Origin of the sequence: Actinomadura rugatobispora (assembly GCF_042656285.1) — a bacterium.
Taxonomy (GTDB): Bacteria; Actinomycetota; Actinomycetes; order Streptosporangiales; family Streptosporangiaceae; genus Spirillospora; species Spirillospora rugatobispora.
Genome location: NZ_JBHSON010000053.1, coordinates 54,045 through 75,133, shown reverse-complemented (window position 1 = coordinate 75,133; position 21,089 = coordinate 54,045). Strand labels below are relative to the sequence as shown.

The following is a 21,089-nucleotide window of genomic DNA, read 5'->3' as shown; positions in this document are numbered from 1 at the left end:
GGCGTGATGGGGGCATCAGTCCTGGTCGCTGTCCTGCGCGTGGTCGGTGTCGGTGCCGGAGTCCCTTCCGTCGCCCTTGTTCGTGCTGGTCTGGCCCTCGGTGCCGGTATTGGAACGCTTGTGCTTGGCGTCGATGAGTTCACCGTCGGCGGCTGCCCCCATCTGCGTGGCGGCGTCGATCTGCGTCGCGACGAAGCCTGCGACGCCTGTGTTCTTGTAGGGCGCCATACGCCGCAGACCCCAAGGCCGCACGGTGCCGGGGGCATCGGGGCGCGGCGCGCCGGCGGGGAGACGATCGGCGTTCTTGAACATGGGACTTCAACTCCTCCAGGGTGAATTGCGCTCGCTGACCTGGACTATCGCCTCGGCGAGCGCGACGCGCTCGGCCAGCAGGTTGTGCGCGTCACACAGAATCACCAGCTCACCGACCGCCGACACGGTGATCTCGCCGAGACAGCCGTGGCCGAGTTGGTAGTCGGACAGCTTCGCCAGACGTCGCGCGACCAGCCGACCGCCCGTCCGTTCGGTGTGCCATCCGGGGCACAGGTCACCCAAGACGACGCTGTCACCTCTCGCTTCATTCGCCGTCGGCGCGTTCGCCATGGCGGCACCTCCTCTCTCTAGGGATCGCCTACCGCCGGAACACCCTCCGCCACCACCCGCCGCGGGACGCCGCCGCACCCCGCCTCCGAGCCTGCCGCGAGTACGCGGCGGAACGCGGAGCCCGGGACGGCGAGGGCTCAGGCCGTAGCGGGGCCGCCCGGGACAACCGCGGTGCCATCCGGCCGCAGATCTCCTCCAGCCGCCGCCCCAACTCCGCCGGGTCGGACGCCTCCACCAGACGATCCCGCCCCGACCGATCCCGCGTGATGGCCCACCACGCGCCGGTGTACTCCCCGTACCACGCCCGCGCCCCCGGGAACCGGCGCCGCAGTTCGGCCACGATCCGATCGGGGTCGATGTCCAGCGCCGCCCACGGCGCGGCCACGCTCACCGCCCGCCTCCCGCCGCGTCCCGCGCCGCAAGGTTGATCTTCACCGCGATCAACGCGTCGGTGATGCGGTCCGCCTCGGCCAGCGGCTGGCCCCACGAGCTGAAAACCACAACCGGCCGCCGTCCTCCTGACGCGAACGGCATGTGATGGTGTCGGACGCGTGCGCCACCTCGGGGCAGCAGCCGGCGACCTGGGGGTTGGACACCTTCAACCCGCGGTCGGTCAGCTCGACGGCGAAGCCGTGCGCGCCCAAGTGCGCGCCCAGTGCCGCCAGGGGATTGGGTCGGGCCAAACTGGCCATAGCCGGACTCACTTTCCGGTCAGGCCCCGGCCGACGCTCTCATCGTCGCGTCCGGGGCCGCCTTGTCATGGGACACAGAACGACCACCCGTCTGTCCGAGCTCGCCGTCATCGACAGCACCGGTTTCAGATCGTCATGCTGTGAGCGCTCTCCGTGAAGCTAGACCTCCACAAAGAGTGGTGACCGTACAATTTGTGTGGGTCGTGCACTCAGGAACCGGGGATTCTCTTTTCGATGGCTGAACACCAAGAGGTCGGGCACCGGGTCGCCTACTGGCGAACGCGCCGCGGCATGACTCGGAAGCACTTCGCCGACCTCGTCGACCGCTCGGTCAGTTGGGTCGAGAAGGTCGAAGCGGGCGATCGTCGCCTCGTCAGACTGCCGATGATCCAGAAGGTGGCCGAGGCTCTCCAGGTCGATTGGCGAATCCTCGTCGACGAATCGGAGGCTGAGGAGGCTACTCGCCTACCCGACGCCGCCGAGATCCAAGCGATCAAGACGGCGCTTGCCCGATACGAGATGCAGAGTCAGCCGTCCGGCCTCGACGGGGCACCCGACCTCGGCAGCCTCGCCCAGCACGTCGAATACGTACAAGAGGCGTTCCTCGCCTCGGACTTCGCGGTTGTGGGGACGGCGCTTCCCAAGCTGATCAGGGATTGTCAACACGCGGTCCGGCTCCACAGGGGGGCCGACCGGTGCGAGGCTGCCTCACTACTGGTCATGGTCTACAAGGTGACCAGCTCAACCCTTCATAAGTTCGGCAGTCACGAACTCGCATGGCTTGCAGCGGATCGCGCCGTTCTGACGGCGGACATCGCGGGGGATCCCGTATCCCTTGCGCGTGCCGCGCGGTGCGCTGGGCGCGCGCTGATGTCGAACGGCCTGCCCGGCGAAGCACTCGACTTGATCAAGCGGACGACTGCCCGTCTTGAGTCCACTGTCGCCACGGCTTCGAGGGAACTGCTGTGCCTGGTCGGAATGATGTGTCTGGCCGGAGAGATCGCCGCCGCTCGCGAAGGCGACGCGGACACGGCCAAGACCATGCACGACAAAGCGGACGCCGTGGCCGATCGCCTTGGCGTTGATTTCAACGATCGCACGACGGCGTTCGGCAAGGCCAACGTGGCACTCCATCGGGTGTCGTCCCTGGTGCGGCTCGGAGACGGCCGCGCGGCGCTCGTTCTCGCTGAGAGTCTCAACACGGCGGCTCTCGCCCGGCTCCCGCGGGAGCGCCGGGTCAATCACCTGCTCGACGTCGCCCAAGCGCACCGGCAGTGCGGGGACGCCGGACGCGCGGTTGCCGCGCTCCGGGAGGCCGACGCAACCGCCCCGCAGGAGATCCGGCGCCGTCCAGTGGCGCGAGACCTCATAGCGGAATTGTCCGCCACCACCACTGATCCTGAAGTGTCGTCCCGCTTGCGGCAGCTCGCCGCCAACGCTGGACTGTCTCTGTGACCGACACTGATCAACGCCCTATCCTGTACGTGATCGTCTGCGCTGCCGGTCCGGCTTCACAGGTCGACCGGCTCGTGACTCTGGCGCACGGCCGAGGGTGGGAGGTCTGCGTCGTCCCCACGCCAGCGGCCGAGGGGTTCCTCGACGTCCCCGCACTCGTCGACCTCACCGGACATCCTGTACGGAGCCGTTACCGCAAGCCGGGCGAGCCAGGGAGGCTTCCCAAGGCTGACGCGATCATCATTGCTCCCGCCACATACAACACGATCAACAAGTGGGCGCACGGAAACGCGGATAACTATCCGCTTGGTTTGCTCGCCGAGCTTGTTCCCCTTGGCGTCCCCACAGTCGCCCTGCCCTTCGTGAACTCTGCGCTCGCCGCGAACCCCGTACTGTCCCGCAGCATCGCGGAACTTCGAGCTCTCGGGGTTCGCGTCTTGTTCGGCCCCGGGGAGTTCGAGCCGCATCCCCCGGGCACCGGAGGGGCCCGTCTGAACTCCTATCCATGGGGCATGGCTCTCGACGCCATAGACGACATCCGATCCACCGGAGGCAAGATCTAGCGTCCATTTCGCGGGGTCCCTGGGCAAGCCCGAAGAGGAGCTGTTCCCCGCCCTTCCGCGCCCCGAAAATCGACCGGCAGCCGTTTCCGTGGAGAAACCAGGCAGTACGGATTGGGGCGATATGGAGCGTCGGCTACTGCTGCAAATGGTCGCCCTGGGAATCGGCGCGGGGGCCCTCCAACCCGGCGAAACGGCCCGGCACCTGGTGGACCTGGCCTTGACCGCCGAACCCCGCGACCTGGACGAATGGCATTTGGCATGCGGTGACCACCTGCACGCCATCCGCACCCGCCCGCCCGCACAGGCACGCCAGGACATGGCGGTCGATTTTCTCGCGCTCGGACGGCAGATCAGCACCGCCGACGCCGCCGACCTCACCGAACTACAGCGGGTCAAAGCCGCCCTGTCGGTCCTGCACGCCAACGTGCTGACACGACTGGGCGACCACGGCGCCGCGATCCGCTGGTGGCGCACCGCCAAGGCCGCCGCCGACGCGGCCGGCGACCTCGCACTGCTCCTTTTGGCATGCGAATCCGAAGCGGGCTTCGGGCTCTACGGCCAGCGTTCCCCCGAAACCGTGCTTCACCTGACGCGGAAGTCCCGCCACCTCGCGTCGAGCAAGCCGTCCGTGGGACTGGCACTTCTCGCAACGGCAGAGGCGAAGGCCCTGTCCCTCCTGGGCAGACACACCGAAGCCCAAGAGACGATGCGCGGTTTCACCGACGTCACTCCCGGCGGTTCTCTTTCCACCCTGCTTCCCACCTACTGGACTCCTGACCAGGTCAATTTCACCGAGAGCTGGGTCTATGCGGGTTCAGGAGACGAAGCCGGAGCCGACGAAGCCCGTGAGCGTGTCCTGGTTCAAACGTCCGACTACCAGTACAACGCCAACGTCCGGCTCCACGAAGCGCTGTGCACCGTCGTGAACGGTGGCACCGACCAGGGCGCGCAGCAGGCCGCGAGGCTCCTCGACTCACTCCCGGCGGCGCACCGGAGCCAAATGATCACCGAGACGGGCACCACCGTGCTCCGGGCCGTGCCGTACGGCCAGCAGGACCGCCCCGCCGTGCGGGCGTTCCGCGAAGTGCTGGACAGACCGCGCCCACGCCCGCGCTGCCCTCCGGAACCTGACCCCCGACGCACCGAGCGGTCAGCAGGCGAAGCGGCTGATGAGGATGGTCAGGCGTTCGTCGTGGTCCTCGCGGAGGAGGCGGCCGCTGCGCATCAGGGTCATCAGGCCGTGCAGCCCGCTCCAGAACGTCTCGGTCAGCGCCGGAAGATCATCGTCGCCCGCGAGCGGACGCAGGGCCTCCACCAGCTCGCCGAAGGCTTCCTTCAGGGCCGGTGGAGCCTGCGGGGTGGCGAACGGCAGGTCGCTGGCGTGCGTGAACATCGCGTCGTACAGCGCGGGCCTGCGCTCGGCGAACGCGGCGTACGCCGCGCCGACGGCGGCCAGGGCCTCCCGCGGTCCCGGTGCCGCGGTCCGGGCCGCGCGCAGCTCGGCGGCCAGATCGGCGCAGCCCTCGACCGCGACGGCGGCCATGATGGCGCCCTTGCCCTTGAAGTGGCTGTAGAGGACCGGCTGGCTGTACTCGATCTCGGCGGCCAGCCGGCGGGTGGTCACCGCCTCCCACCCCTCGGATTCGGCCAGCTCCCGGGCCGCCGTGACGATCAACCGCTCTCGCTCTGCCCGCTCGCGCTCCCGGCGTGCCTGGATCGACATGCTTCCGATCCTAGCAGTGATAGCAAGCCTGCCAGCGCTCTGCTAGTGTCGTTCTCGTTCCTAGCGCTGCTAACCACTGGAGGTCCCCGTGCTCACCCCGATCGCCTACGGACTCGCCATCGCCCTGGTCGCCTTGGTCGTCTTCATCGGACTGCGGTTCCTGGTGGTCCCCCGGCCCGCGGCCGCCGGGTACGGCGTGCCCGCCAAGCAGGACGGCGACCCCGCGTACCTCACCATCAAGGGCCTGCGCGACCTCACCTTCGGCGTCCTCGGCGCGGCCCTGCTCATCTTCTCCAGCCCGCACGCCGCCGGCCTGTACATGCTCGTCGTCGCGATCGCTCCCCTGGGCGACACCCTCATCGTCCTGCGCCACGGCGGCACCAAGGCCGTGGCGTTCGGCATCCACTTCGCCACCGCCGTCGCCGTGCTCATCAGCGCCGCCCTGCTGTTCGCCATCTGAGCCCCCGGCCAACCGCGCCGCGGCTACGCCTGATCGGGCTGGCTGCGGCGCTGTGCTTTGGCCGCGGTGACCGTGAGTTCGTCGGGGACGTGCGGGAGGACGGTGCGGAAGTAGTCGCGGGCCGCCTCGGTCGTGTCCAGGTCGTGGCCCGACCGCTCCGACAGGAACCAGCGGTGCTCCAGCACCTCATGGAACACCTCCACCTCGTCCAGCCGGTCCTGCAGCTCCTCAGGGATCGCCTGGACGACCGGCTCGTACACCTCGGCCAGCCACATGTTGGCCGCCACGACCTCCGGTACCGTACGGCCGCCCTGGCGTTCCAGATGGCCCCGGTAACTGGCGACGTCGTTCAGGAGGCGCCGCGCCTGGTTCTCCTGCGCGGCCAGCCCGGTCCGGGTCAGCAGCAGCTGCCGGTGGTGCCCAGGCTCCGCCACCCGGGTGCGGACGCGGAGCCGGGCGCCGTCCTCGCCCGCGTCCACCAGCTCCACCTCGTCCACGTCGAAGCCCAGCTCGTTGATCCGGCGCAGCCGCTCGGCGATCCGGTACCGCTGGTCGTCGGGATGCAGGATCTCCTCGCGGGTCAGCTCGTCCCACAGCGCCTCGTACCGCCGCACCGTGTCGTCGCCGACGCCGATCGGGTCGACCTGCGCCGGGAGCTGCCCCGCCGCCTGCAGGTCGAACAGCTCCCCCGCGATCCGCTCCCTGGCCAGCTGCACGTCGTAGTGGCGCTGCCCCTCGGTCAGGGACGGGTGCAGCTCCGCCGTCTCCGCGTCCACCAGATACGCGGCGAACGCCCCCGCGTCGAACCGGAACAGCACGTTCGACAGCGAGCAGTCCCCCCACATGAACCCGGCCAGATGGAGCCGGACCAGCAGCTCCACCAGCGCGTCCAGCAGCCGGTCCGTCGGGTGGCCGCCGCGCGGGTTGGCGAACAGCGCCCGGTAGGAGCTGGAGAACTCCAGGAACCGCGTCACCAGGACCGCGTCCATGTCCTCGCCCCGGTCCACGACCGCGCCGACGACCTCCACCGCCGGCAGCGCCAGCTCCCGCAGCCGCCGCAGCAGCCGGTACTCGCGGCGGGCCAGCCGCGCGTCCAGCTCCTTCAGCGCGTACACCGAGCCCTCGTCCACCACGAACCGGACGACATGCCGGGACAGACCGCGCTGGCGGATCTCCACCAGGCGGTCCTCGTCCCACTCCTCCAGCGGTTCCCGCCACGGCAGCCTCAGCAGACCCGCGGCCGTCTCCGCCGGAGGCGTGAAGACGAAATGCACGGGTCTAGTCGCTGCCGCTCTCGGCGTCGGCCCCCTCACCGGCCCCTCCGGTCGCCCCCGTCGCCGCGGCGGCCACCGTGGGCGCGCCCGGCTCCTCCCGCTGCTGCGCACGGCGCTGCGCCGCCCGCGCCCGGTCGGCGCGGCGGCCCAGCTCGGCGACGCGCTCCTCGTCCCGGGTCAGGTTCTCACCGGACGCCGGGTCGAAGATGTGCGCCTTCCCCGTGTCGATCCACAGCTCCGCGTCCTCGCCCGCGTTGATCAGGCTGGCGGCGTCCAGCGCCACCACCGCCTGCGTGCGGAGCTGGTCGCTGTCCAGCTCCCGGGACAGGTCGCGCAGCTGCGCCGCCAGATCCTCCGGCGCGTCGTACGGCACGTACGCGTACTGCTCGTTGCCCAGCCACTCGGTCACGTCCACGTGCGCCCGCGCGATCGTGCCGCGCGCCCGCTTCTCGTCCGAGATCAGCGAGGCGTCCTCGAAGTCCTCCGGCCGGATCCCGACCAGGACGACGCTGCGGCCCGCCACCGCGGCGGCCTTGCGCGCGTCCATCTCGAACCGGCCCAGCGGCGTCTCCAGATGCCCGTCCTGCACGGTCGCGGGCAGGAAGTTCATCGACGGCGACCCGATGAACCCGGCCACGAACAGGTTGGACGGCTGCTCGTACAGCTCCCGCGGGCTCCCGACCTGCTGCAGCACCCCCTTGCGCAGCACCGCCACCCGGTCGCCCAGCGTCATCGCCTCGGTCTGGTCGTGCGTGACGTACACGGTGGTGACGCCGAGCCGCCGCTGCAGCCGGGAGATCTCGGTGCGCATCTGGCCGCGCAGCTTGGCGTCCAGGTTCGACAGCGGCTCGTCGAACAGGAACGCGTCCGCCTGCCGGACGATCGCGCGGCCCATCGCCACCCGCTGCCGCTGCCCGCCGGACAGGTTCGCCGGCTTGCGCTGCAGGTGCTCGGTCAGCTCCAGCAGCTCGGCGGTGTCCTTGACCCGCCGCTCCACCTCGTCGCCGGGCGTCTTCGCCAGCCGCAGCGGGAACGCGATGTTCTCGTACACGGTCAGGTGCGGGTACAGCGCGTAGTTCTGGAACACCATCGACAGGTTCCGCTCGCGCGGCGCGATCCTGTTCACCACCCGGTCTGCGATCCGCATCTCACCGGAGGTGATGTCCTCCAGGCCGACGATCATGCGGAGCAGGGTGGACTTTCCGCAGCCGGACGGGCCCACCAGGATCATGAACTCGCCGTCCTGGACGTCCAGGGTGACGTCGTTCACGGCCGGGAAACCGTCGCCGTACTGCTTGACGATGTTCTTCATGGTGATGGCGGCCATGCTCGGCTCCCTACCCCTATCCCTTGACGGCGCCGGAAGTCAGCCCGGCCACGATGCGACGCTGGAACAACAGGACGATGACCACGACCGGGACCGTGACCACCACGGCGGCGGCGCAGATCGCGGTGGTGGGCTGCTCGAAGTACGACTCCCCGGTGAAGAACGCCAGCGCCGCCGGCACCGGCCGCGCGGCGCTGGACGAGGTCAGCGAGATGCCGAAGACGAAGTCGTTCCAGCAGAAGAAGAACGTCAGGATCGCCGCGGTGAACACCCCGGGCGCGGCCAGCGGCACGATCACCCGCCGGAACGCCTGCCAACTGGTGGCGCCGTCCACCTGCGCCGCCTGCTCCATCTCCCACGGGATCTCGCGGAAGAACGCCGACAGCGTCCAGATCGCCAGCGGCAGCGCGAACGAGATGTAGGGGATGATCAGGCCGGGCCAGGTGTCGTACAGGCCGATGTTCCGCCACAGGTCGAACAGCGGCCCGACCAGCGACACCACCGGGAACATCGCGATGGCCAGCGCGAACGACAGGATCAGCCGCTTGCCCGGGAACTCCAGCCGGGCGATCGCGTACGCCACCAGGGTCGCGAAGACCACGCCGACGAACGTCGCGATCAGCGAGATCCCGATCGAGTTGATCAGGGCCGAGGTGAACAGGTCGGTCTTGAAGACCGTCTCGTAGTTCTGCCAGGTCCAGTCCTTGGGGAAGAACCCCTTCACGTTGCCGATCTCGCTGGGGTTCTTGAACGACAGCATCACGATCCACAGGATCGGGAACGCCGTCCAGACCAGGATCAGCAGCGAGGCGACGATCCACAGCCACTTCGACCGCGCCGTTTCCATCAGCGATCACCCCGCACTTGCGAGAGGTCCACCCGGAACCCCTTGATGAACACGGCGGCGATCAGCACCACCGACAGGAACAGCAGCACCCCGACCGCGTTGCCGAGCCCGAGCTCGGTCCGGGTGATGATCTGCTGGTACGTGAGGAACGACAGCACCTGGGTCTTCTCCTGGCCTGCCGTCATGATGAAGACGTTGTCGAAGATCCGCCAGGCGTCCAGGGTGCGGAACAGCACCGCGACGAGGATGGCGGCCTTCATGTTCGGGATCGTCACCCGCCACAGCCGCTGCCAGGCGGTCGCGCCGTCCACCGTCGCGGCCTCGCCGAGGTCGCGCGGCACCTGCGCCAGCCCGGCCAGCAGCAGCAGCGACACGAACGGGGTGGTCTTCCAGATCTCCGACAGGATGATCACGAACAGCGCGGCCCAGCGGTCGGAGAACCAGGCGAAGTCGCCGAGGCCGAACCAGGAGTTGACGAACCCCGACTGGACGTCGAAGGCGTACTTCCAGGCGAACGCCGAGATGACCGTGACGATGCCGTAGGGCAGCAGGATCGCGGTCCGCACCGTCCGGCGGGCGAAGATCGCCCGGTGCATCACCACGGCCAGCGCGAAGCCGATGACCAGCTCCACCCCCACCGTGATCACGGTGATGACCAGGGTGGTGACCACCGTCTGCCAGAACAGGCCGTCGGTCAGCGCGGTGGCGTAGTTGCCGAGGCCGACGAAGCTGCGGTCGTCGGGCGCGGTGAGCCGGTAGCTGAACAGCGACTGGTAGAGCGCGCTGGCCAGCGGGTACGCGGTGACCAGCAGCATCACCACGACGGCGGGCGTCGACAGCAGCAGCCCCAGCTTGCGCTCGGCCCGGCCGCGGTCGGAGATCTCCGCGCGCGGGCGGGCCCCGGGTCCGGGCTTGAGCTCTGGTGCCGATTCGACGGACGTCATCCGAACACCTCCGTTAGAGCAGGGCCTGGCCGCGCAGGACCTGGCGGATGAAGTCGCTGGACCCGCGTGGCGTCGTCTCGGGGTTCACCGAGGCCGGTGGATGCCAGCGGTTCTGCACGGCGCCGGACACGTCCGGGTAGTACGGGGTGGCGGGCCTGGGCGCGGCGGCGGCGATGGAGTCCCGCATCAGCGGGGCCATCGGGAACTCCTTGAGGATGTCCGGATCGCTGAAGATCGCCGGGCGGGCGGCCGCGTTGCCCTCGTCGAGCATGTACTGCTTCATGTTCGCGGGCGAGGTGATGCAGCGGACGGCGTCGATCGCCAGGTCATTGCGGTGCTTGCCGTAGGCGCCGATGCCGACCTCGATGCCGCCGAACGGGGGCTTGCTCTCCTGCTGGGGGTTGACCCGCGGGTAGCGGGCCCAGCCGAGGTCGTTCGGGATGTTCTTGTCGATGACGCCGTCCGCGGCGTCGCCCTTCTCGGCGCGCCAGACGTACCCCCAGTTGAGAAGGAACCCGCCGCGCGGCCCGTTGATCGTGGCCCGGGACGGCTCCTCGATGTCGGTGGACAGCGTCGGGCTGGCGGCGCTCGACCGGGCCAGCTTGGAGATGATCCGCGCGGCCTCCCGGCCGGCCGGCGAGTCGATCTCGATGGTGGCGTCGTCGCCCCGCTCCGCATGGCTGATGATCCGGCCGCCGGCGGAGGCGATGAGGGCGTTGATCCACACCATGTAGCCCTCGTACCGGTTGCCCTGCACGCCGATCGTGGTGTTGGTGCGGATCGCCGCGTCGATCATCTTGTCCCAGGTGAAGTCGGGCGCGTCGGGGTCGATGCCCGCGCGCTTCGCCACCGACTTGCGGTACCAGAGCAGCTGCGTGTTGGCCCAGAACGGCGCCGCGTAGAGCTTGCCCTCCCACGTGGAGCTCTGCACCGCGCTGGGGAACACCCCGTCGGTCAGCGGCTTGGCCTCGCTCGCCGTGAAGGGCCGCAGGAACCCGGCGTTGGCGGCCTCGGCGACGAAGACGGGGTCCAGGCTCATGAGGTCGAGCCCGTGGTCCTTGGCCGCCAGCCGCCGCACCAGTTGCTCGCGCTGCTGGGTCGCGTCGCTGGGCAGCAGCGAGGTCGCGATCCGGTACCGGCCGCCCGCCGCCTTGGTGCACGACTCGGCGATCTTCGCCTGGCCGCCGTTGTCAGGGTTGATGTACCAGTTCAGGGTCGGCGGCCCGGCGTCGCCGCCACAGGCGGCCAGGCCGGAGGCGACCAGCACCGCCGCGACCGCGCACCGCACGCTCCTGCCCGCACCACGGCCTCCGCCGTACCGGGTACGGGTCCTGATCGGTTCCACCATCGGACCTCCCGCAGTTCCCACCACGTGCGGGCACTTCTCCGGGCCGCATACATGGCGAGACCGGTCTCCACATAAACACCCGGCTTGAAACCTGTCGAGATCCGGATAAGTACCACGAACGGATCGTGAGAAACACGCAACCCAAAAGAAACAGAAACGCGCTGGCATCCCGCCACCGTTCCCCGAGATAACGCGCCCGCGCGCGCGAACCCCCATCGCACACCCCCCAAGCGCCCGCCAGATCCACCTTCGCCCGGCCTTGCCAATCACCCCCACCCACCTCAGGTACATTTCTGGCAAATCTGGCATTTCTGCAGTTCATCGAGGTCCGGACCGGAGGCGCGCAACCACCTCCCAATGAACACGAGAAGGCGTGGAGACTGGCGGACCCCGACCGACCCGCGTTGTCTCCACGCCTTCGCCCGTGGGGCGCGGCGGTGCTCGCCGCGCCGTGGCCCCCCAGGTCAGGGGAGCCTTGGTGAGGTGCTCAGTAGCCGCCCCCGTAGCCTCCGCCGGCATCGGTGGTGATCTTCTTGCCCTGCGGTGACACGACCCACCACACGTTCTGCGCGCCCTGACCCGTGGCGTCGCCCGGCTGCTCGTCCTCGGCGTAGTAGTACATCGGCCAACCGTTGATGGTGAGCTGGCAGGAACCGTCGTCCCTGCGCTCGATGAAGTCGACCAGATCGCGGTCGACGCCCTCCACCTTGAGCTTCTTCCAGTTCGTGAACGTGACCACCGGCCACGCCTTCTTGCACGCGCCGAAGCAGGTGGTGGTCTTCGGACGGTCCTTGTCGAACCGGTACATCACGCGGCCCTTGCCGTCGGTCACGATCGGCCCGAGTTGAGGATCCTGCCTGACCTTGACGACCGTCCAGCCGGCCCAGCGGTCACCGCCGCCCTCGTTCCGGTCCGGCTGCGCCTGCTGGGGCGCGGTCGCCTTCTTGCCGTCGGGCGCGGCGGCGAACCAGGCGTTGCTCTTGCCCTGGCCCTTGACGTCCCCGGGGCCGTCGTCCTGCGCGAACCGGTAGAGCGGCCAGCCGCCGAGGGTGACCTGCCACGCGCCGTCCGGGCGCCGCACCTTGCCGACCAGGTTCTCGTCCACGCCCTTGACCTCGATCTGCCCCTGCCCGGTCATCACCGGCGGCCACGCCTCCGCGCACGCCTGGTCGGTGCAGTTGGACGCCGGCGGCCGCGCGGTGTCCTTGTCGAAGCGGTAGAGCGTCCGACCCTCCTTGTCGGTGACCACCCGCCCGATCCGCTCGACGTCGGCGGCCTCCAGCGTGGCCGGCTGCGCGGGCGGCGGATCGGACGGATCGTCCGACGGGTCGGCGGCCGGGCTCTGCCGCGACCCCGCCCCCGAGTTCAGGGTGCCCGCCGGCTCCTGCCCACAGGCCGTGAGGAAGACCCCCGACGTGGTCAGAACGGCGGCCACCGGTAGGGCCCACCGTGGGAATTCCATGTCTGTCCTCCAAGTCGGACCTTCGATCGAGGCGGAGCGGCCGCACCGCTCTACCGGATCGACGAGCAGTACGCGGGGCCGCGGACGGAGGGTTCAACGCCGGTTCGGGATCACTACTGGAACTTCGCAGACAGAAGGGACATCCAACATGAAAGGACGCGGCCGCGTCCGGACCCGCACGGCCGGGACCGCGGACCGCGTCGATCGCCATCGGGAGCACAGCAGTGAGCAGGCCGCCGGAGAACGACCACGTCCCCCCACCGCCCGTCGACCTGACCAAACCGCCGGCCGCGCGGACCCGTCCCGCGGCGACCGGCCCGGCCTGGATCGTCGTCCCGGCCCGGGTGGTGGCCGTGGTGGTCGTGCTGCCGCTGCGACTGGTGTACGACCTCGTCGCGCTGCTCTTCCGTGGCCTGAAGCGGACACCCCGAGGGGTCGGGCGGTTCCTGCTGGCCGCGTACATGGCGCTGCTGCACCCGGTCGTCCGCGTGATCGGGCAGGGGGCCGTCGCGCTCTGGTCTGGTCTGGTCTGGCTGTGGACGTACGCCGTTTACATCCCTCTTCGCTGGGTGGCCGTCGTCGTCATGCTCGGGGGGCTGCGGCTGTTCGGGCGGGGCTCGGGACGGCTGGCGCGCTGGTTCTACTCGATCTTCGTGGCCCCGGTCGTCCGGCTGCTGGCCGCCATCGGGTCCGTGCTGGGCTCGGGGCTGGCGTGGCTGGGTTCGGGGGTGCTGCGCTTGCTGGAGCTGGTCGTCGCGCGTCCCCTCGTCGCCCTCTGGGCGGGTCTGGTGTGGGCGGCCAAGGGCGTCGGCGCCGGGCTGATGTTCCTGCTCAGCGTGCTCGTGGTGGTGCCGGCGGTTGCGCTGTGGCGGTACGTGCTGCGCCCGCCGCTGCTCGGCCTGGCCTGGCTCGGCCGGACGGCGGGAACCGGCGTCGCGGCCCTGGCGGCCATCTTCGCGGGCGCGCTGGTGTGGGCCTGGCGGATGCTCGGGCGGCTGCTGTACTGGGTCGCGCGGATCCTGTTCGTCATCCCCGCGCTCTTCGTGTACCGCTACCTGCTCCGGCCGATCGGCCTGGCCGGGCGCTTCCTGTGGACGAACGGGGTGGTGGCGCCGTCCCGCTGGGTCAAGGACGCGCTGCTCGTCCCGGTCGGGAGGGGCTCGCGGGCCGTCTGGCGGGTCTCCGTCCGCGACCCGGCGCGCTGGGCGCGGCGGAGCGTGCTGGCCCCCGTCCGGGACGCGGGCCGCGACGTCCGGCTCCAGCTGCGGCGCGCCTTCCGCGGCTGAACCCGGTGATCATCACCGGGGCGGCGGCCCGCCACTTCGGTCAGCTCTCGCTCGTGTCGTTGTCCTGCCCGGAATCGCTCGCCCCGGTCTCGGCGGCGGCGTTGCGGGCGCGCATCCGCTCCAGCAGCTCCTTCTTCTGGGCGGCGGCGTCCTTGCGGCCCTGCGAGGACGGCCCGCCCTCGCCGCGCAGCGCCTTGCGCGAGATGTTCCTGCGCTGGCCGCCCACGCCGAGCATGCCGTTCTTGCTCCTGGCCATGCCTGTACTCCCGTTCGGCTGGGTGTGTGCGATGAACCTGCGTGCACCCACGTCCGGCACGGAAACCGGCGGCCCCGACTGGATCGGCGTCCTTCGGTCCCTTACCGGATGGGCCCGGCCGCGGAGCGGTCGCGGTAGATGCGCTTGGGCACGTGCCGCCACAGGAGGACGGCCGTATTGGTCAGCATGCGGCCAGGTTAGGACGCGCCGCCCCGGCGCCTCAAACGAATATCGGTGCTGACAGAATCGGGGCCGATGTACAGACTCCTGTTCTCACTGGTCATCTCCCGGATCCCGGCCGAGACCGCGCACCACCTCACGATGCGCGCACTGCGCGCGATCCAGGCGGTGCCCGGCGCCGCCCCGCTGCTCCGGCGGGCCCTGGCGCCCCACGACCCGGCGTTGACCGTACGGGCGATGGGCCTGGAGTTCCCGGGCCCGGTCGGGCTCGCGGCCGGCTTCGACAAGGACGCCCTGGTCTACGACGCCGTGGGCGCGTTCGGGTTCGGGCACGTCGAGATCGGGACCGTGACGGGACGGCCGCAGCCCGGCAACCCGCGGCCCCGGCTCTTCCGGCTGCCCCGCGACCGGGCGATCGTGAACCGGATGGGGTTCAACAACGAGGGCTCGGAGGCGGCGCTGCGGCGGCTCCGCGCGCGGCGTCCCGGCACGATCGTCGGGGTGAACATCGGCAAGACCAAGGCCGTCCCGGAGGCGGAGGCGGTCGGCGACTACGTGCTCAGCACCGAACGGCTCGCCCCGTACGCCGACTACCTCGTCGTCAACGTCAGCTCGCCGAACACGCCCGGCCTGCGGAACCTGCAGGCCGTCGAGCACCTGCGGCCGCTGCTGGCGGCGGTCCGCGAGGCGTCCGGACGGGCCGCCGGGCGGCACGTCCCGCTGCTGGTCAAGATCGCCCCCGATCTGGCGGACGACGACGTGGACGCGGTCGCCGACCTCGCCCTCGAACTCGGCCTCGACGGGATCATCGCCGCCAACACCACCATCGGCCGCGAGGGCCTCGACAGCCCCGCGGAGCTGGTGAAGGAGGCGGGCGGGCTGTCGGGCGCGCCCCTGAAGCGGCGTTCGGTCGAGGTGCTGCGCAGGCTGCGGGCGCGCACCGGCGACCGGCTGGTGCTGATCTCGGTCGGCGGGGTGGAGGACGCCGACGACGCCTGGGAGCGCATCCGGGCCGGGGCCACGCTCGTCCAGGCGTACACGGCGATGATCTACGAGGGGCCGTTCTGGGCCCGCCGCGTCCACCGCGACCTGGCCCGCCGGCTGCGCGGCAGCGCCTTCCCCACGCTGGACGCCGCCCGCCGCTGACGGCCCGTCAGTCCTCGGGGACGAGTTCGAAGAAGCCGTCGGCGACCAGTTCCGGGAGGACGGCCCGCGCGTGCGCCCGCACCTGGTCCGCGTCGAGACCGGTGAGCTGGGCGATGGCGTCCAGCAGCGGCCCCAGCGGGAGCGTCCCGTCGCAGACCCCGGCCAGCGCCGCCTCGACCGTGCCGACGCCGGCCACGCGGCGCAGCCGGCCGTTCTGGCGGAGGAGGATGCGTTCGGGGTCCTCGGCGCCGGGCGGGCCGATCTGCTCCTGGACGACACCGTCCGCCGTCCGCAGCCGCCGCTCGAACACCCCACCCTGTCCACAGCCTGTGGAAAACTCCCGGGCTGCGGCGAGACCGTCCAGGACCGCGCCCGCGTACGCGCCCACGGGCTCCTCGACCGCGTGCCGCAACTCCTCCACCCGCGTCACGGGACGCTCCGATCCCGTACGCCGCAGGGCGATCCACCCGAAACCGACACCGGTCACCTCGTGCCGCTCGAAGTAGTCCAGCCACGCCTCGTACCGCACCCGGTACTCGGGCGTGCCCGCCTCGCACGAGTCGCGCAGCCACAGCTCCGCGTACTCCGCCGGGTCCTGGACGTCCCGCCGCACCACCCAGGCGTCGCACCCGGACTCCTCCGCCCAGGCCCCCACCCGCTCCTCCCACGGAACACCCCTGACCTGCAGCCAGTTGGCCAGCAGCCGGCAGTGGCCGCCCTCGTTCAGCAGCGCCGGAGCCTCGGCCACCAGCCGCCGGCAGAAGTCGTCGCCGGGCAGGCCCGACTCGCGGTACACGTACCGGGGCCCCGCACCCGGCGGCGCGATCACGAACGGCGGATTGGACACGATCAGGTCGAACCGGCGCCCGGCGACCGGCTCCAGCAGCGGCCCCTCCGCGAACTCCACGCCCTCGGCGCCCGACAGCGCCACGCTCATCGCGGCCAGTTCGAGCGCCCGCGGATTGACGTCGGTGGCGGTGATCCGCCGCGCCCGGCCCGCCGCCAGATGCAGCGCCTGGACGCCGCATCCCGTGCCCAGATCGAGCGCGTTGTCCACAGGGCTGTGGACAGCGAGCCGCGCCAGGCTCGCCGACGCGCCGCCCGCGCCCACCACATGATCGGGACGGACCGTCCCGCCGCTCCCCGGCCGCACCCTCAGATCGGACACCACATACCCGGCATGCCCGCCGGCCCCGGAAACGACCGACTCGAGCGGCTCCACCCGCAGCAGCGCCCGGACCTCACCGCCCGACTCCTCCGCGAGCCCCGCCGCCACCAGATCCCCGGCGAGCGCCGGCGCCGCCACCGGCACCTGCAACCAGAACAGCCGCGTCAGCGCCTCCAGCAGCGACCCTCCCGCGGTCGCCCGCAGCGCCGGGACGATCTCGTCCCGCGCCAGCGCACCGCCCGCCACCGGGCCGAGCAGCGCCCGCACCCCGCCGACGGTGTACCCCGCCCCTTCGAACGCGGCACCGAGCCGCCGCAGATGATCAGACACCCGCCCATCTTGCCCTGCCGCGAGGCCCCAGGCGGCTCAGCCCTTCCGGAAGTAGTCGTCCAGCCCGGCCGCCAAAGCGACCGCGACGCGCTGCCGGAACGCCGGCGTCGACATCTTCGCCGCCTCCGCCGCGTTCCGCATGTTCCCGCACTCGATGAACACCTTCGGCACCGTCGACAGGTTCAGCCCGCCCAGATCGCTGCGCGGGTCGAGCCCCTTCTCGCCGATGTAGTTCGAGTACGGGACGCCGGTGCCGGACCGGTACGCGTCCCGCAGCGACCGCCCCAGCCGCTGGGCGTCGGGCACCATCTCCGAGTTGTGCCCCTTCACCGCCACCGGCTGGATGATGTGGAACCCGCGCCCGGACGGCTTCGCCCCGTCGGCGTGCACCGACACCGCGGCGTCGGCCTTCGCCCGGTTCCCGATCGCGGCCCGCTCGGTGATGCACGGCCCCACGCCGGTGTCGTTCTTGCGCGTCAGCAGCACCTTGGCGCCCTGGGCCCGCAGCAGCCTCGCCAGCCGGTTGGAGACGTCCCAGGTGAAGGCGTGCTCGGGGTACCCCGCGTTGGTGGAGGTGCCGGTGGTGTCGCACTCCTTCCGGCCGTTGCCGATGTCGACCTGCCGGTTGATGTACGCCGGGTTCTTGGCGTTGCCGCCGTTGTGCCCCGGATCGATGACGATGACCTTGCCGCGCACCGAGCCGTCCTGAGACGCCCCCTGCCGGGTCACCGATGTGCCTGATGTGGCCTTCGCCCCAGCGGTCGGCGGACCGACGCCCTCCCCCTTGGCGTCCGAGGCGGGCGAGCCGCCACCGCACGCGGTGAGCGCGCCCAGGCAGAGCGCCAGGGCGGCCGCCGCCGAGCCGCGCCGGTGGAATCCCATGAATGGCCTCTCCCCGTGATGACTTCGTTACCGACCCTGCCAGTCTGCACACCGGCATGCGTACGTCAAACGAAGTCCGGGAAATCAGCCCGGCGCATCCTCCTTGCCCAGCAGCGCCGCCAGGGCGCGGGCCTCGTCGGCATTCAGGCCCAGCACGACGCGGGGCCGCCCCCACGGATGGTCGATCGAGTGCGCCACGTAACTGGCCACCGACTCCGACAGCTGCTCCGTCAGCCCGCGCCCGTGCCGCCACTCCGACCAGGCGCGTTCCAGCTCGCTCGCCGCGCGCTGCGCGCACGACACCAACTCCGGATCACGCACGACCCGTCCCCCCGCTGCCTGCGATCCTTTCCGATGGCCCCACGGCGAGGTCCCCCGACCCGCCGAAGGGTCCACCCATTAACCCGCCGGCCGCGTCCCGCGACCCGCCGGTTGCAGCAGCCTTGGCCGTGCCATTACCGGAACCTAGGGCGCCACCGGCTGGGGCACCGGCCCCGTGGTGGACCGCACCACCAGATGCGGGACGACCAGGTTCTGCCGGGCCACCCGCCCCGGATCGTCGATCCGCGCGGTCAGCAGCTCGGCCGCCACCCGGCCCATGTCGCGCCGCGGCTGGTCGACGCTGGTCAGCGAGATGTGCCGGATCGCCGCCAGATGCGTGTTGTCGTACCCGACGATCGAGACCTGCTCCGGAACGGGCAGCCCCAGCTCGTCGGCCGCCGACAGCGCGCCCGTCGCCACCAGGTCGTTGGGAGCGAAGATGGCGGTGGGACGGCGCTCCAGGGAAAGCAGCGTGCGGGCGGCCCGGTAGCCGCCCTCCTCGGTGAAGTCCCCCATCTCCACCACGATCTCGTCGGTCAGGCCGTGGCGCCGCATCGCCTTCTCGTAGCCGGCCCGCCGGTACCGCGCGGTCGTGGAACGTGCCCCCTCGATATGGGCGATCCGGCGGTGCCCCAGCTCCACCAGATGGTCGACGGCCAGGCTGGCGCCCAGCTCGTCGTCGTCCACGACGATGTCCACCCCGACCACGTCGCGTTCCCCGACGACCACGACCGGCACGCTGGCCGCCGCCTCCTTGAGCGAGTCGGGGACGACGCTGAGCAGCACCAGGCCGTCCACCCGCATCTCCAGGAACGCCTCGACCGCCTCCGCCTCGAACAGCGGATCCCAGCGCCCGCTGCCCACCAGCATCCGCAGGCCCTCGCCGTGCAGGGTCTCCTGCAGGCCGTCGAGGAACTCGGCGAAGAACGGGTTGTGCAGGTCGGCCACGATGGCGCCGATCAGCCTGGTACGGCCCTCCACCAGGCTCCGGGCGACCGCGTTGGGCCGGTATCCCAGTTCCCGGGCGGCCTGCAGCACGGCCTGCCTGCGCCGCTCGCTCACATGGGGCGAGCCTCGCATCACCAGGGACACCAAAGATTTCGATACGCCCGCGCGTTCCGCGACATTTCGGATCGTCGGTTTGGGCACGGGCAGCGTCCGCCCCTCACCGCTCCGCGGCAGGGGGACGCCGTTCTCTCGCTTCTCTCGCTCGCGCGGGGGACTACTACCTTCACCAGCTGACATGGCACTCCGTCCAGGGGGGCCTGCAGGACCTGCCGCCTCGGCGCCCCGGGCCCGCTGCGGTGGGCCGGCGCGCCTTCCCCACTCGTGGGGAGATGCCATGATGCCTTGCCTTCACCCGAAATCGTCGCAACAGCGAGTAACGGGCAGCCGTCAATGGCAGTTCGGGTATGTGGTGTCCTGGGTCACAACCATGGAATTCTCTGTTCACAGGACGAAAGAAACGGCCTGGAACCGATCGAACACGGGGTGAATGTTCACCGGTGGGGGATCCGCCGTGCGCGGTCGCGTCCCGCGCTCGGATAGGCTTCCCAGGTGGGAGATCGTGCAGTGGCCGCGGAGAAGTCGAAGAACGGGCGGCGTTCGGGGGGCTCCCCCCGCGCACAGCGCCCCGCCCCGCGGACCCGCCGCAGGCTGAGCGTCGACGAGCGCCGGGACGAGCTGATCGAGGCGGCGCTGCAACTCTTCAGCACCCGCCCGCCCGAGGACGTCTCCATCGACGACGTCGCCGCCGCCGCGGGCGCCTCCCGCGCCCTCGTGTACCACTACTTCGGCGGAAAATACGAGCTGTACCTCGCCGCCCTGGGCAGCGCCGCCAAACGGCTCGCCGACCTCCTGGAACCCCCCACCGAGGGCAAGCCGCTCGAACGGCTGCAGATTTCCCTGGAGCGCTACTTCGATTTCGTGGAAAGCCACGCCGCGGGCTTCACCGCCCTTCTTCGCGGCGGCCCGGCCGACCGTTCCGGCGAAGTCGGAGAGATTGTCGACGGCATGCGCAGGCTCCTCCTGGAGCGCATCCTGCACGCCCTGAACGCGGAGACCGCGCCGCCCGTCCTGCGCATCACCCTGCGCTCCTGGATGGCCTCGGTGGAGACCGCCGGCCTCGACTGGCTGGAGAACCGCGACCTCACCCGCCCCGCACTGGAACGCCTGCTGGTCGACCAGCTGGTCGTCCTCCTGGACGTCGCCGGCAAGCACGAACCGTCCGTAGGCGCCCTCTTCAGCACCCTCGCCCACCGAGAAATGGCCCACGAGAACTAAGCCACGTTCCCCTGGCGCCGTAGCCGCGTGCGAGCTGCACACCGAGGCAGGCAGTCGATCAAGCGGCCGCTGCCAGGCCATGCTCGGCTGGCCGCCAAGCGGGACACCGAAGCACCCACGGCCCTACAGCGCGTAGCGGCAGCCGTGCAGTCGCGCAACAAGGCACACCGCGATCAAGCCGACGAGGCGTGCCGCGTGGTGGCCGCCGTCCGAATCGCCCGACACCACCCACGGCGAACAGCGACGAAGCGGCCGTGAGCAGGCACGGCGGACGAGCCGCGATCGCGTCGCCGCAGTGCAGGCGCGCGGCACCGTCCGACTGAGGCGCACGACGATCAAGCGGCCACGCTCACGCGTCCCCGACGCAGGCATGCCGCACGGCGGCCGCAGCGCGAACCGCGCGACACCACCCAGTCAGGGCGGACGGCGACGAAGCGGGCACGGTCAGGCGTCGCTAGCGGAGTCGCGTCGTCGCCGCAGCGTAGGCGTGTCATCGTCCAGATGGGCGCGCGGCGATCAAGCGCCGCGATCACGCGTCC

Annotated in this window: 21 protein-coding genes; 6 read left to right on the top strand and 15 right to left on the bottom strand. The window is 70.8% G+C overall.

Translation table 11 applies throughout. The features are described from left to right. Positions 1-15: 15 nt before the first annotated feature. From tgmA to ACFPZN_RS32670, 3 genes are read right to left on the bottom strand one after another with little or no spacing between them, the layout of a single operon-like run. Complete coding sequence (tgmA, locus tag ACFPZN_RS32680; RefSeq protein WP_378286143.1) at positions 16-312, bottom strand: putative ATP-grasp-modified RiPP; 297 nt, start codon at positions 310-312, stop codon at positions 16-18. Positions 313-318: 6 nt separating this feature from the next. Further along, complete coding sequence (locus ACFPZN_RS32675) at positions 319-603, bottom strand: hypothetical protein (RefSeq protein WP_378286142.1); 285 nt, start codon at positions 601-603, stop codon at positions 319-321. A 28-nt stretch (positions 604-631) separates the two neighbouring features. Next, the gene (locus ACFPZN_RS32670) at positions 632-994 is read right to left on the bottom strand and encodes a hypothetical protein (protein WP_378286141.1); all 363 of its coding nucleotides are present in this window, start codon (positions 992-994) and stop codon (positions 632-634) included. Positions 995-1,529: 535 nt separating this feature from the next. Here ACFPZN_RS32670 and ACFPZN_RS32665 point away from each other — a divergent pair. Next, a complete protein-coding gene (locus ACFPZN_RS32665) occupies positions 1,530-2,750 on the top strand; it encodes a helix-turn-helix domain-containing protein (protein WP_378286140.1) in 1,221 nt (406 codons plus the stop codon). After that, complete coding sequence (locus ACFPZN_RS32660) at positions 2,747-3,313, top strand: flavoprotein (protein WP_378286139.1); 567 nt, start codon at positions 2,747-2,749, stop codon at positions 3,311-3,313. Before ACFPZN_RS32665 ends, ACFPZN_RS32660 begins: the two co-directional genes overlap by 4 nt. Positions 3,314-4,463: 1,150 nt before the next feature. On the opposite strand, the gene ACFPZN_RS32655 is transcribed toward ACFPZN_RS32660, so the two are convergent. Beyond that, positions 4,464-5,036: a TetR/AcrR family transcriptional regulator gene (locus ACFPZN_RS32655; RefSeq protein WP_378286138.1), complete on the bottom strand. Its 573-nt coding sequence runs from the start codon at positions 5,034-5,036 to the stop codon at positions 4,464-4,466. 88 nt (positions 5,037-5,124) lie between these two features. Between ACFPZN_RS32655 and ACFPZN_RS32650 the strand changes: the two genes are divergently transcribed. Then, entirely contained in the window at positions 5,125-5,496 is a 372-nt protein-coding gene (locus ACFPZN_RS32650; protein WP_378286137.1) for a DUF4267 domain-containing protein, read from the top strand. A 23-nt stretch (positions 5,497-5,519) separates the two neighbouring features. On the opposite strand, the gene ACFPZN_RS32645 is transcribed toward ACFPZN_RS32650, so the two are convergent. The 6 genes from ACFPZN_RS32645 to ACFPZN_RS32620 form a co-directional block, all read right to left on the bottom strand. After that, the gene (locus ACFPZN_RS32645; RefSeq protein ID WP_378286136.1) at positions 5,520-6,770 is read right to left on the bottom strand and encodes a DUF4032 domain-containing protein; all 1,251 of its coding nucleotides are present in this window, start codon (positions 6,768-6,770) and stop codon (positions 5,520-5,522) included. Between the two features lie 4 nt (positions 6,771-6,774). Beyond that, positions 6,775-8,097: an ABC transporter ATP-binding protein gene (locus ACFPZN_RS32640; RefSeq protein WP_378286135.1), complete on the bottom strand. Its 1,323-nt coding sequence runs from the start codon at positions 8,095-8,097 to the stop codon at positions 6,775-6,777. A gap of 16 nt (positions 8,098-8,113) precedes the next feature. Beyond that, complete coding sequence (locus tag ACFPZN_RS32635) at positions 8,114-8,944, bottom strand: carbohydrate ABC transporter permease (RefSeq protein WP_378286134.1); 831 nt, start codon at positions 8,942-8,944, stop codon at positions 8,114-8,116. Then, the gene (locus ACFPZN_RS32630; RefSeq protein WP_378286133.1) at positions 8,944-9,888 is read right to left on the bottom strand and encodes a carbohydrate ABC transporter permease; all 945 of its coding nucleotides are present in this window, start codon (positions 9,886-9,888) and stop codon (positions 8,944-8,946) included. The genes ACFPZN_RS32635 and ACFPZN_RS32630 overlap by 1 nt, the downstream gene beginning before the upstream one ends. A 13-nt stretch (positions 9,889-9,901) precedes the next feature. Continuing rightward, the gene (locus ACFPZN_RS32625; protein WP_378286132.1) at positions 9,902-11,236 is read right to left on the bottom strand and encodes an extracellular solute-binding protein; all 1,335 of its coding nucleotides are present in this window, start codon (positions 11,234-11,236) and stop codon (positions 9,902-9,904) included. A 487-nt stretch (positions 11,237-11,723) separates the two neighbouring features. Next, positions 11,724-12,698, bottom strand: coding sequence for an SCO0930 family lipoprotein (locus tag ACFPZN_RS32620; protein WP_378286131.1), 975 nt, complete (start codon positions 12,696-12,698; stop codon positions 11,724-11,726). 224 nt (positions 12,699-12,922) lie between these two features. On the opposite strand from ACFPZN_RS32620, the gene ACFPZN_RS32615 reads away from it, so the two are divergent. Continuing rightward, positions 12,923-13,984: a hypothetical protein gene (locus tag ACFPZN_RS32615; RefSeq protein WP_378286130.1), complete on the top strand. Its 1,062-nt coding sequence runs from the start codon at positions 12,923-12,925 to the stop codon at positions 13,982-13,984. Positions 13,985-14,024: 40 nt separating this feature from the next. On the opposite strand, the gene ACFPZN_RS32610 is transcribed toward ACFPZN_RS32615, so the two are convergent. Further along, positions 14,025-14,240 (bottom strand): DUF6243 family protein, encoded by a 216-nt coding sequence (locus ACFPZN_RS32610; RefSeq protein ID WP_378286129.1) that lies wholly within the window; start codon positions 14,238-14,240, stop codon positions 14,025-14,027. Between the two features lie 255 nt (positions 14,241-14,495). On the opposite strand from ACFPZN_RS32610, the gene ACFPZN_RS32605 reads away from it, so the two are divergent. Continuing rightward, complete coding sequence (locus tag ACFPZN_RS32605; protein WP_378286128.1) at positions 14,496-15,566, top strand: quinone-dependent dihydroorotate dehydrogenase; 1,071 nt, start codon at positions 14,496-14,498, stop codon at positions 15,564-15,566. A gap of 7 nt (positions 15,567-15,573) precedes the next feature. Here the strand turns inward: ACFPZN_RS32605 and ACFPZN_RS32600 are convergent, their stop codons facing one another. The 4 genes from ACFPZN_RS32600 to ACFPZN_RS32585 form a co-directional block, all read right to left on the bottom strand. Next, complete coding sequence (locus ACFPZN_RS32600) at positions 15,574-17,064, bottom strand: DUF7059 domain-containing protein (RefSeq protein WP_378286127.1); 1,491 nt, start codon at positions 17,062-17,064, stop codon at positions 15,574-15,576. A 36-nt stretch (positions 17,065-17,100) separates the two neighbouring features. Continuing rightward, positions 17,101-17,946 carry an N-acetylmuramoyl-L-alanine amidase gene (locus tag ACFPZN_RS32595; RefSeq protein WP_378286126.1) on the bottom strand — a complete coding sequence of 282 codons (846 nt, stop codon included), beginning with the start codon at positions 17,944-17,946 and terminating at the stop codon, positions 17,101-17,103. 84 nt (positions 17,947-18,030) lie between these two features. Continuing rightward, the gene (locus ACFPZN_RS32590; RefSeq protein WP_378286125.1) at positions 18,031-18,267 is read right to left on the bottom strand and encodes a hypothetical protein; all 237 of its coding nucleotides are present in this window, start codon (positions 18,265-18,267) and stop codon (positions 18,031-18,033) included. A 144-nt stretch (positions 18,268-18,411) separates the two neighbouring features. After that, on the bottom strand, positions 18,412-19,512 hold the full coding sequence (locus tag ACFPZN_RS32585; protein WP_378286124.1) for a LacI family DNA-binding transcriptional regulator: 1,101 nt from the start codon (positions 19,510-19,512) through the stop codon (positions 18,412-18,414). A 312-nt stretch (positions 19,513-19,824) separates the two neighbouring features. Here ACFPZN_RS32585 and ACFPZN_RS32580 point away from each other — a divergent pair, with 312 nt between their 5' ends. Then, positions 19,825-20,550, top strand: coding sequence for a TetR/AcrR family transcriptional regulator (locus ACFPZN_RS32580; RefSeq protein WP_378286123.1), 726 nt, complete (start codon positions 19,825-19,827; stop codon positions 20,548-20,550). Positions 20,551-21,089 lie beyond the last annotated feature (539 nt).

What these genes read in the sequence shown, in the direction of transcription:
- tgmA (WP_378286143.1), bottom strand. Translation starts at nt 312, where the DNA reads ATGTTCAAGAACGCCGATCGTCTCCCCGCCGGCGCGCCGCGCCCCGAT.
- ACFPZN_RS32675 (WP_378286142.1), bottom strand. Translation starts at nt 603, where the DNA reads ATGGCGAACGCGCCGACGGCGAATGAAGCGAGAGGTGACAGCGTCGTC.
- ACFPZN_RS32665 (WP_378286140.1), top strand. Translation starts at nt 1,530, where the DNA reads ATGGCTGAACACCAAGAGGTCGGGCACCGGGTCGCCTACTGGCGAACG.
- ACFPZN_RS32655 (WP_378286138.1), bottom strand. Translation starts at nt 5,036, where the DNA reads ATGTCGATCCAGGCACGCCGGGAGCGCGAGCGGGCAGAGCGAGAGCGG.
- ACFPZN_RS32640 (WP_378286135.1), bottom strand. Translation starts at nt 8,097, where the DNA reads ATGGCCGCCATCACCATGAAGAACATCGTCAAGCAGTACGGCGACGGT.
- ACFPZN_RS32635 (WP_378286134.1), bottom strand. Translation starts at nt 8,944, where the DNA reads ATGGAAACGGCGCGGTCGAAGTGGCTGTGGATCGTCGCCTCGCTGCTG.
- ACFPZN_RS32630 (WP_378286133.1), bottom strand. Translation starts at nt 9,888, where the DNA reads ATGACGTCCGTCGAATCGGCACCAGAGCTCAAGCCCGGACCCGGGGCC.
- ACFPZN_RS32625 (WP_378286132.1), bottom strand. Translation starts at nt 11,236, where the DNA reads ATGGTGGAACCGATCAGGACCCGTACCCGGTACGGCGGAGGCCGTGGT.
- ACFPZN_RS32620 (WP_378286131.1), bottom strand. Translation starts at nt 12,698, where the DNA reads ATGGAATTCCCACGGTGGGCCCTACCGGTGGCCGCCGTTCTGACCACG.
- ACFPZN_RS32610 (WP_378286129.1), bottom strand. Translation starts at nt 14,240, where the DNA reads ATGGCCAGGAGCAAGAACGGCATGCTCGGCGTGGGCGGCCAGCGCAGG.
- ACFPZN_RS32605 (WP_378286128.1), top strand. Translation starts at nt 14,496, where the DNA reads ATGTACAGACTCCTGTTCTCACTGGTCATCTCCCGGATCCCGGCCGAG.
- ACFPZN_RS32595 (WP_378286126.1), bottom strand. Translation starts at nt 17,946, where the DNA reads ATGGGATTCCACCGGCGCGGCTCGGCGGCGGCCGCCCTGGCGCTCTGC.
- ACFPZN_RS32585 (WP_378286124.1), bottom strand. Translation starts at nt 19,512, where the DNA reads ATGTCAGCTGGTGAAGGTAGTAGTCCCCCGCGCGAGCGAGAGAAGCGA.